Below are 9,531 nucleotides of genomic sequence, written 5' to 3'. Positions count from 1 at the left end.
TTTAGCGACCGTAACACGAGTGAAGAGACGGATTTCGGATGTCAAACCAATCTGTCTCTTCGCTTTCTACCGAGATAACGCAGTCGTAGCTGTTGCGTCTAGCGAAACTACAGTGCCAACTGGTTCATATATTGAATAGCACCACTCTGCTACATGCTACTCCTCTGTTGCATCATAAATGAGATTGAATGCCGGGTGTCGGTAAAGCACCAGTTTGCATGACAGGCATTGGGTCATCAGTGAACGTTCAGTTCCCCAATAATCACTACGGCGAACTACTGCATCTTGTTGAATTCCGTACCGGCCTCCTTCTGCTGTGAAGTGCCGATACTCTGTTGTCCCACATTCTGGGCATGGGTCGCCAAGTTGTTCCCACTCAGGATGTTGCTTTTCAGTGATTTCTCGCTCATTACCGTCGCTATCTCTCAGTATGAGTGTCTGTTTCATGTTCGAGCCTCGCCCTTCTGGCTCACATAAAATACGCGCAAATAGTGTCTTAGGACCAGAGAGTATCTAAGCCTCAGTGACGTAATCGGGCCGCTCCGTATAGTCGATTGGATCTACCTCATCAAGTCGCTGAAATGCCTGTAGACGGAACGCACACGCATCACAGGTGCCACAGGCTGGTGCTTCATCCCGATAGCAACTCCAAGAGTGCTCATACGGGACACCGAGTTCGAGACCTCGTTCAGCAATATCGGTTTTCGACCAGTCAGTAAACGGCGCTTCAATCGAAATATCAGTCTCGTCTTTCGTCCCCACATCAACCACATGCTGGAACGCCTCGAAGAATTGTGGTCGACAGTCGGGATACCCTGAGAAATCCTCCGAGTGGGCTCCGATATATACTGAGCCACACTCGTTCGCTTCAGCATAGGAGACTGCCATGGAGAGCAGATTTGAATTCCGGAAGGGGACATACGAACTTGGTACCTCCTCACTTTCTAAGTCGGCGTCTTCCACCTCGACATTATCGTCAGTCAGACTCGAGTTGCCGATTTTCGAGAGATGGTCCGTGGTGAGGTGTAGGAAATCCGCCGCACCGAAATAGTCGGCCTGTGCTTTTGCACACTCCAATTCCTTCGCCTCTGTCCGCTGGCCATAGGACGTGTGCAGCATGTACAAATCCTTGCCAGCTTCCTTCGCTAATGCCGCAGCAGTGGCGCTGTCCATTCCACCCGATGCAAGTACGACCGCTCGTGGTTCTTGTGACATCTTAGTTGCTCGCCTCATTGAATCGCTGCCGTTCCTCTTCAGTTGGCTCACCGGCCACCGCTCTCGTTACGGTTTCAGTCTGCGTTTCGACACCGCGCATCGCTTCACAGAGATGTGTGGCTGACATCTCCACGAGAACAGCCTCTGCACCGACTTCGTCGCTGAGACCATGCGCAATGTCTTGTGTCAACTGCTCCTGCATCGTGAGCTGACGAGACTGCCAGCGAACATATCGGGACAATTTCGATAGCCCGACAACGTCGCCATCCGGTCGGTACGCAACGGTAGCCGTCCCGAAGTAGGGAAGGAGGTGATGCTCACAGAGACTGTAGACCGGTATTCCTGTCTTGACAACGAAGTTGTTACCGCTCGCTTCGAAAGTCCGGAGGTCCGGTTTCTCCTCCAAGCGAGACCCTTCAGTGAGCGTCTCGAACGCGCTCGGAACTCGACGTTGCCACGTCTCCTGAAGTTCTGCGCTTTCGGGATCCTCCCCGACCGCCTCTAATAGAAGTCGAACGCCTTCCTGAGCTTTCGACCAGTCAATTGCAGTCTCTCCGTCGTCAACACTCTCGACGCTTTCCACGGCCTCAGTTTGGACATCGTCAGTCATCGTTAGGTTCCCGGCGCATCGTTCCACAAGTCCACATGCAGGCGCGGCGTGTATCGATAGCCGTACTCCATCGCCAGTTCGGCCGTTGCCGCACGCGTCTCCTCTAACCGCTCTCTGGTTGCTCCTTCTGGCATCAACAGCACGTCGTCGTTCCTGATTCGCTGTGTCGTTGACTGTCGCAACCGCTGGAGCAACGATTCGATCTCCGGCATATCCTGTTCACCGGTCACGACAAATTTCAGTTGAAACTCGTACTGCTCAACGAGGGACGTGAGGGCGTCCATGTCCACGCGTCGCTCTTCGTGCTTGTCTTCCCACTCGCCCTCGCCTTTCGGATCTTTCTCTGGTGTCGGTGTACTGCTCGCAAGCTTCGGGCTGATGCTGGCCAGGTCGATTGCGGCGTCTCTGTGAATCGTTCCGTTCGTTTCCACGGTGGTGTGGTAGCCGTCTGCTGAGAGCTGATTCAGTAGCTCGACGACCTCGGTATGCATCATCGGCTCGCCGCCGGTGACAACGACATGTTCACACTGGTCGTGCGACTCGCCCTCTGCAAGAATCTCGCCGACATCCATCCACGCGTGAGTGGGCTCCCACGAGGTGTGATAGGAATCACAGAACCAGCACCGGAGATTACACCCACTCGTACGGACGAAAACCGTTGGCACGCCGGCTAAGACGCCTTCTCCCTGTAACGAGTAAAATAACTCATTTATTGGGAGATTGCCCTCACTCTCGGCTGCAACACCGTCAGCGTCAGCGTTGACGGGCATGATTACGGGGCCGCACAGAGCTCACCTGTCTCTCGCACAGATACGGCTACATCTGAGACGGTATCAGGGAGCGTCTCGCTCAGTTTCTCCTCTAAGAGGACCGCCATTACCTCTGCCGTGGGAGGGTGGTTGAGGACAACCAATGCGTCTTTGTCGCCGCTCTGTTCGAACGCCTCGATCAGCGGATCACCCTGCTCGACGAGGAACCGGTGGTCCCATTCGGATATTACTGAAGTAATATATCCCTTGTCGACGACCCAGCCCTCGGAAGTCAGTTCGCCGGTTACCGAAACCGTAATTTCGTAGTTGTGGCCGTGAGGTCTGCTACATTTGCCATCGTGATGGAGAATCCGATGTCCAGAACTGATCCGTATCGGGCGGTCCTCACCGACCTGCAATTCTCTTTCACCTGCATCAACAAGACTCCTCTCTGTTGATTTGTCTTCAGATAATCCACTGGCCATATTCAGAGAATATTTCAGTCCTACTTATAGATACCCCTCTGAGAACAAATAGCTGGTAGAAGTTGATATACACTGGTGCCAATAATCGTTGTAGCGGTGCTATCTGCTGTGAATTGAGTGGATTTCCTCAAACATCCGCAAATTCAGCACATATATGCCCCTGCGTCCATTGGTCGGTAGAACCGTGGACTGACCGTAATGGCTTACCAGAGTTAGTGATTATAGTCAGAAGCTGTTTTTCAGTTCTATCTCGTTACAAAGGATGTTGGCCGTCTCATTGGCTGATTCCTTCCATGTTTCTGGCCAGCTTTCCCCTCGCTTTGGTGGATCCATATCGAAAGCAACGACGGAGTACGATAATTTCTCAAAGGTTTGAGCCGCTATCTTGCCTACAAATTCAGCATTTTTTCTTTTAGAGGATACACCACCATGACTTAGCTCATAGTAGTCAGTGAAAATCTGGAAGAAAACAATACATTCTGCTTCAAGCTGTTCATCCTGGAGATGACGGAATATTTTCGCCGTATTGTTGGCTGGATCTGCTCGCTTCCATTCCAATTCAATTATGTATTGATAATCCTCGTTACTTCCGCCTATGTCAACAGATGTTCCACCAATATTAAACTCGGTTTGCCAGTTTCCTTCAGGATACTGCTCGGCAAGTAGTTCACAGATATAGTTTTGAACCGCTTTTGCAAATTTCCCCATAAACTGGTCGAAGATACAGAGTCAAATTAAGATTTATTATCACACTAACTTCTGAGTTTCTGCCTTGTATTCATCACATAAAAACACTACAAAGATCAAACAGGTAGATCAAGATAATTCCTGTTGACACGCTCACGATTGATGACCGATTATCAGTAGAGCATCATCTATTTTAATTCAATACAATGGCTATTAAAGATACCACTGCATCCCCACCGGTGTTTTTTCGAGACGAAGAGATTATGCGCGCCGACGGTAGACTACCCACCATATCTCTATGGCGGGCTTCAGGGTCAATAAAGACAAAGCTCAGGGTTACGGTCGCCTCGGGACACTCGATGTTTCTTACGGTCCTGTTGAAACTCCGGCGATGTTCCCAGTAATCAACCTCATTGGAGGAACTACCTTAGATTCTGGTAGCGGTTGGCGATATTTCAGAGACAATATTGTCGATGAGGGTCACCTCCAGGGCATTATGTTCCAGGCAATGTCGTTCCTCGATTACGGCGTTTCTCCGAACACCCTGCCAGAATGGCGTGAGGAGACTATCCGAAACAAGCTCAAAGCTGATGGGCGAGCTCAGATGGATACTCCGGTGTTCATTGATTCCGGAGGATTCAGTTTAATGAACTCGGAAACATTTGGACCTCCGCCAGAGGAGGGTGGTCCAGAGAACGAATGGGGGCTATATACAAATCCAGATAGTATCCTGAATCTGCAGACAGACTTTGGTGGAGACATCATCGCCACTCTCGATTTCCCGATCCCACCCGACTTACGTGAAGATGAAAAGACAGATCGGATGGAACGCAGTATTGAAAGCGCAATTCGATGTCTCCAACTCCTCGACGATCCGGACAAAATCAAAATTTCGTCTGATCAGGATCGGAAGAGTGTCGAGAGACTCAAAGCTCAAAAGAAACGTGGCGAAGAGCCGGCAGTCTTCGTCGCAATACACGGCCATGATTACGAGACGATCAATTGGTATGTCGGGAGTTTCTTAGAACGCGTAGCTGAGGAGGATATCTCCCAATCGATCCAAGGCTTTGCAATTGGGTCGTTAGTTCCACTTCGTAGTAAGACGGAGGTGTTAGTCGATATCATTCAAGGGGCGAAAGACGCAATTCCAGAAGAAAGACGGGACGACTTAGCACTCCACGTGTTTGGCGTTGGTGGAAAATTAGCCTCTTTGCTTGCATTACTCGGAGTTGATACGTTTGATTGTTCGTCTCACATGCAAGCTGCGCGATTCAAAAAGTATCTAATACCAGATACTTGGGAACATGTCCAACTCAATGATTCTGAGGTGGATTTTCGAGAGACAGATGGGGATTTCCCATGTAGCCTTGAGCATTGTACCCTCTGTGGCCCAGAAACGGACCTTACACCGGAGACACTCATTGAGCAGCTCAATCGGGAGCCAACTTATGGACAGGATGGACGAACAAAAGCTAAGTACTACGGTGAGCTGGCTCGCCATAATTTTGAGGTGTACAATGATGAGGTACAACGAGTTCGGAATCAGATTCAAGAAGGAACTTTGCTTGACTACGTAATTGATTTTGCACGACGGGACGACGACATTCGGAACGGACTAGAATATATTCAGTTCAGGAACTCTGAGCTAAAAATGGAATTAGAGAATCGTGAGGCATACGATTTGGTTGCAGGATTGGATATTGAGACGGATCAAAGCAGGTTGACAGATTTTGGTGGCGGTGTGGAAGAGCTGTCTGAGAGTCGAAAGATATCCTTGGAGTACGGTCCAAATGATTTCAATATTCTCCGTCAAAACTACCAGCCACCCGAGGGCACAGATGTACTGCTGTTGTTGCCGTGCAGTCAGCAGAAACCGTACAGCGACTCTCGAACACACTCTGTAGTGATGGATCGAATTGAATCCGTCCAGGATCGAATTCACAAAGTCACAGTTTCTGGAATGTATGGACCGGTTCCTGAATCAAAGGAACAAGACGATGCCGTCCTTCACTACAATTATGTTCTGGCGGAGCAAGACAAAGAGCAAATTGAGCTTGTTACGGATCGAGTGATTGATTACTTGGAGCGATACGGTGACGGATATAATTCTATAATAGCCTATGCGACCAGTAAGAATTACAGAGAGGTTCTTGGAGCGGCTCTGGAGTCGTATGGACACGGTTTATTGCTCCCCCGAAACCCATCGGCGCAGCGACTGACAGAGCACTTCCGGCGTGAGAATATAAAAGAACTCATGGATGAGTTAGGGGTAGAATCATCTGACTTCTTGAAGCAGGAGTAATCTGGAGGTAGAGCTCCTTCTGACTTGAACTAGGTGGCTGAACAGATTTAAGTAATGGCGGCCTAAAGAAAGAGCTATACTATGTTACTGGTGCAATCTTGCTCAAAGTCTAAAAAACAGGCAGAAGAGCCTGTCCCTGCGCTCGAATTGTACTCAGGATACTTCTACAAAATAATCAAAAAAGCTAGAAGAGAGGGAAAAATTCGTCCGGATTTAGATATCCGTATTCTCTCCGCGAAATATGGGCTACTGGAACCGGAGACCGAGATAACAACCTATGATTTGCGGATGGATTCAAAACGAGCTGCAGAATTATCGGATTCCGTTCCTGATGAACTGGCAGCCATCGTTGAAACAACGAAGCATAATCAGATTCTTGTAAATATGGGAAAGGAGTATCAGCAAGCTATTGCTGGATTTGACTCTCATATAGATGCAAATGTGAAATATCTCTCTGGCAAGCTAGGAGAGCGTGGCAGCAAACTAAAACAAATCATCCGTACACCGAAATCTGAAAACTCTCCTATTAATGTCGCTTAAATCTCAACTTTCATCTCATGCAGACTTTGAGGTGACAGCAACCGCTGGTGATGCTCGAACTGGGAAGTTACACGTCGGAGACACCACAATTGATACTCCGATGGTATTCCCAGTCATCAATTTCTATGGGGGCGGCAGACAAAGTAGTCTGTTTGGTGGTAGTACTCACCGTACAGTTAAAGAGCTAATAAATGGTGACGAGCGGGTTGGTGGTACTGATTGTAGTGAATATTTTAATGGAGCGATGATGTCTGTTGGTTCTCTAACCGATTATGGTATCAACCGAGACCTGCTTGATGAATACCTCTCTGTTCCGATCAAAGCACGCGATGAGTTCCATGGCTTCAATGGACTCCTATTCTGCGACTCAGGTGGATTCAAGAATCTCATGCAGGGCGGGCTTGATGGGAGCGATTTTGAAATCGATCTCAATCAAAAACGAGTCTTTGAGATGCAAGAACAGATGGGAGGCGATATTAATGTCTGTCTCGACTATCCCATCCAACCTGATGACTCATACGATGAGCGACGTGAGAAAGCACGGAAGACTGCGAAAAACGCTATTGAGTTCGCACGTCTCTCTGAAACATACCCTGGAGCAAGATATTTGCCGGTCCATGGATACAACTATTCGATGATTGATACATATTTCCAGGAATTAGAAACAGTATTCGGTAATCTTGATATCGGAGAAATTTTTGACGGTATCGCACTTGGGAGCCTAGTTCCAAAAAAGGATAACAAGAACGTACTCATTGAATCTGTGTCCGGCTGCAAACAAGCGATGGCAGAACGGGGCTTAGAAACTCTTCCATTGCACGTTTTGGGGATCTCAAAAGCTTCGATCCCGCTACTCGTAGGTCTCGGCGTCGATTCATTCGACTCCTCGTCATATATTCAAGCTGCGATCAACGGCAAATACTCAGTGTCACTCACCGAGACAATTCGAGTTGAAGAAGCTGATTACTCAAAATGTGACTGTCCTGTCTGCAGTAGTGAGGAACTCCGTAACCGTATGCGGGGGAACACAGAATACCGAAAGGATCAGATGGGGCCTGCAGCGGTCCATAACCATGTTATACAAGCGCGAGAGGTCAGCCGTATCCGCGAGGCAATTCAAGAAGATGGAACACAAGCCATGATCGATTATATCGACAATACAGTAGGTCGTAATGCCCGAACTCGTCAATATGCACACCGAATCGTGAATGAATCGCTTGGGGGGTACTTCTGATGAAGAAATCGCCGAAAGTTAACGAAGTCAATGAATTCCTTGAAATCGCCAGTGACTTCGAAGATCCACTTGAGTTGCTACGGGAATCACTCTCTAATTCCTTTGACGCCGATGCTGAAGCTGTTTCCATCTCGATCCGACGTGACGCTAACGGTTCATCAATCGTAATCGATGATGATGGCACCGGAATGAACCGGGACGAATTGGCGTCGTTTTTCGATTTAGGTAACTCGACAAAAACAGATTCAATCGGGTACAAAGGCCATGGGACGAAAATCTTCTACAAAAGCGACCGGATAACAGTAAATACCACGAAGAATGGAACCACGCTGATAGCTGAGATGGACCGGCCGTGGGAGAAATTAAATAATGAAACTCTCCCGAAATACGATGTCTCAGAAAAGGACGCTCCATCCACTCGCTCTGGTACTACCATCAAAATCTCTGGGTTCCGAAGTGGCGAAGGTTTCAGTCCGGATTCATTAACCTATCGAGAAGTTAAGAACTATCTCAAATGGAAAACCATTGCTGGGTCAACCGCCCACTTCTTTGATGATGACTTCCACGAGATGAAAATCCGATTGGAGTTGGATGACGAAATCGATGATAGTGAAGGGGTCGTAGAGATGACCAATAAATTTGAATTCCCCAGTGAGCAACACCGCCCAAGCAGTGGCCGGTTCCCAGCCGAGCGAATGTGTAAAATCTACGGTCCTGATGAACTCTCAGTTAGTCACGCTAACGGGACAGCGAACGTCGAAATTGTCGGGATGGCGGGTGGCAAGGAAACACGCAACGAACTCGATACGTTCGGCCGACATTCAACCCAGTTCGGTATCTGGCTCGCGAAGGACCACATCAAAGTTGAGCGGCTCAATGAGGCTATTTCACACGATAATGAATTCATCCATTTTTTGTTTGTTGCGAACTGTCAAGAGTTGGAGCTTGCTGCAAACCGCGGAAAAATACGAAACAAAGCCAGCAGTGTCTATCAAGCTCTAGAGGAGGAGCTTAGTCATTATCTCTCGAAAGTAACCTCAGATCCTTGGTTCCAGGATTATCTTCGTGCACGACGCCAAGGTGAGCTCGAGCGGCGGGCCACATCGGCGGACAAAAAAATCGAGGAGCGGATTGAGAGAATTCGAACCAATGAGTTTGAACCCGGAAACAAAGCTGAGGTGCTCTTTTCTCTCCAGGAAGTAGTCCAACAAACCGACGCGCTAGATCTTTCGGTTAAAGACTATCAACCAGCCGAGGATGTGACCGCGATTATAGATCGAGACGGGACTCTTCAGAGCGCAGCTGTATGGCAGACTGCCAGCGATCATCTCAGCAGCGAGGCGCCACTTGCTCCAGTCGATGTTTTGCTATGTTGGGAGTGGGGTGACAAGGACCAGCTTCGTGAATGGGAGCGGAATGGATATCTCGGAAACGATCTTGAGATGGACTTCGATAGTGGTCTCATCCGGTTCACAGGACCAAATGGTAAAGCTGGACAAATTGAGGTCCTCGCCGTTTCACAGTTGGGTGCCCAAAGCGACGACCAAGCTCAAAATTCTACACCGTCTGCGATTATGGATTGATCGCAGGCCGAGAATCATATCCAGCTGCACTATTGGAATTATTCGTTACAGCCCAGATTCTCAGTCTCGGTACCTCACAGGAGAGTCTACCTGTACTAAGCTTGGATAGGTATAATCGGTAGTAAA

The 9,531-nt window shown here is 48.6% G+C and carries 10 protein-coding genes; 4 read left to right on the top strand and 6 right to left on the bottom strand.

Translation table 11 applies throughout. The features are described from left to right. Nucleotides 1-275: 275 nt before the first annotated feature. The 6 genes from VJ162_RS16330 to VJ162_RS16305 form a co-directional block, all read right to left on the bottom strand. Nucleotides 276-410 (bottom strand): hypothetical protein, encoded by a 135-nt coding sequence (locus tag VJ162_RS16330; RefSeq protein WP_324665792.1) that lies wholly within the window; start codon nucleotides 408-410, stop codon nucleotides 276-278. Nucleotides 411-513: 103 nt separating this feature from the next. After that, nucleotides 514-1,215 carry a 7-cyano-7-deazaguanine synthase QueC gene (queC, locus tag VJ162_RS16325; RefSeq protein ID WP_324665791.1) on the bottom strand — a complete coding sequence of 234 codons (702 nt, stop codon included), beginning with the start codon at nucleotides 1,213-1,215 and terminating at the stop codon, nucleotides 514-516. A 1-nt stretch (nucleotide 1,216) separates the two neighbouring features. Continuing rightward, nucleotides 1,217-1,825, bottom strand: coding sequence for a GTP cyclohydrolase I (gene folE / locus VJ162_RS16320; RefSeq protein WP_324665790.1), 609 nt, complete (start codon nucleotides 1,823-1,825; stop codon nucleotides 1,217-1,219). 2 nt (nucleotides 1,826-1,827) lie between these two features. Continuing rightward, nucleotides 1,828-2,595, bottom strand: a complete 768-nt coding sequence (locus VJ162_RS16315; RefSeq protein ID WP_324665789.1) for a 7-carboxy-7-deazaguanine synthase QueE — start codon at nucleotides 2,593-2,595, stop codon at nucleotides 1,828-1,830. A 2-nt stretch (nucleotides 2,596-2,597) separates the two neighbouring features. Beyond that, nucleotides 2,598-3,059 (bottom strand): 6-pyruvoyl trahydropterin synthase family protein, encoded by a 462-nt coding sequence (locus tag VJ162_RS16310; RefSeq protein ID WP_324665788.1) that lies wholly within the window; start codon nucleotides 3,057-3,059, stop codon nucleotides 2,598-2,600. 225 nt (nucleotides 3,060-3,284) lie between these two features. Continuing rightward, on the bottom strand, nucleotides 3,285-3,767 hold the full coding sequence (locus tag VJ162_RS16305) for a hypothetical protein (protein ID WP_324665787.1): 483 nt from the start codon (nucleotides 3,765-3,767) through the stop codon (nucleotides 3,285-3,287). A 370-nt stretch (nucleotides 3,768-4,137) separates the two neighbouring features. Between VJ162_RS16305 and VJ162_RS16300 the strand changes: the two genes are divergently transcribed. From VJ162_RS16300 to VJ162_RS16285, 4 genes are all read left to right on the top strand, one after another. Next, nucleotides 4,138-6,048, top strand: coding sequence for a tRNA-guanine transglycosylase (locus VJ162_RS16300; protein WP_324665786.1), 1,911 nt, complete (start codon nucleotides 4,138-4,140; stop codon nucleotides 6,046-6,048). Between the two features lie 81 nt (nucleotides 6,049-6,129). Next, nucleotides 6,130-6,588 carry a peroxide stress protein YaaA gene (gene yaaA, locus VJ162_RS16295; protein WP_324665785.1) on the top strand — a complete coding sequence of 153 codons (459 nt, stop codon included), beginning with the start codon at nucleotides 6,130-6,132 and terminating at the stop codon, nucleotides 6,586-6,588. 100 nt (nucleotides 6,589-6,688) lie between these two features. Next, the gene (locus VJ162_RS16290; protein ID WP_324665784.1) at nucleotides 6,689-7,822 is read left to right on the top strand and encodes a tRNA-guanine transglycosylase; all 1,134 of its coding nucleotides are present in this window, start codon (nucleotides 6,689-6,691) and stop codon (nucleotides 7,820-7,822) included. Next, nucleotides 7,822-9,405: an ATP-binding protein gene (locus VJ162_RS16285; protein WP_324665783.1), complete on the top strand. Its 1,584-nt coding sequence runs from the start codon at nucleotides 7,822-7,824 to the stop codon at nucleotides 9,403-9,405. Before VJ162_RS16290 ends, VJ162_RS16285 begins: the two co-directional genes overlap by 1 nt. Nucleotides 9,406-9,531: the final 126 nt, after the last annotated feature.

Origin of the sequence: Haloarcula sediminis, from assembly GCF_035656455.1 — an archaeon.
Classification (GTDB): Archaea; Halobacteriota; Halobacteria; order Halobacteriales; family Haloarculaceae; genus Haloarcula; species Haloarcula sediminis.
Note: the sequence above shows the minus strand (reverse complement) of the source record. Positions and strands in the feature narration are given on the sequence as shown.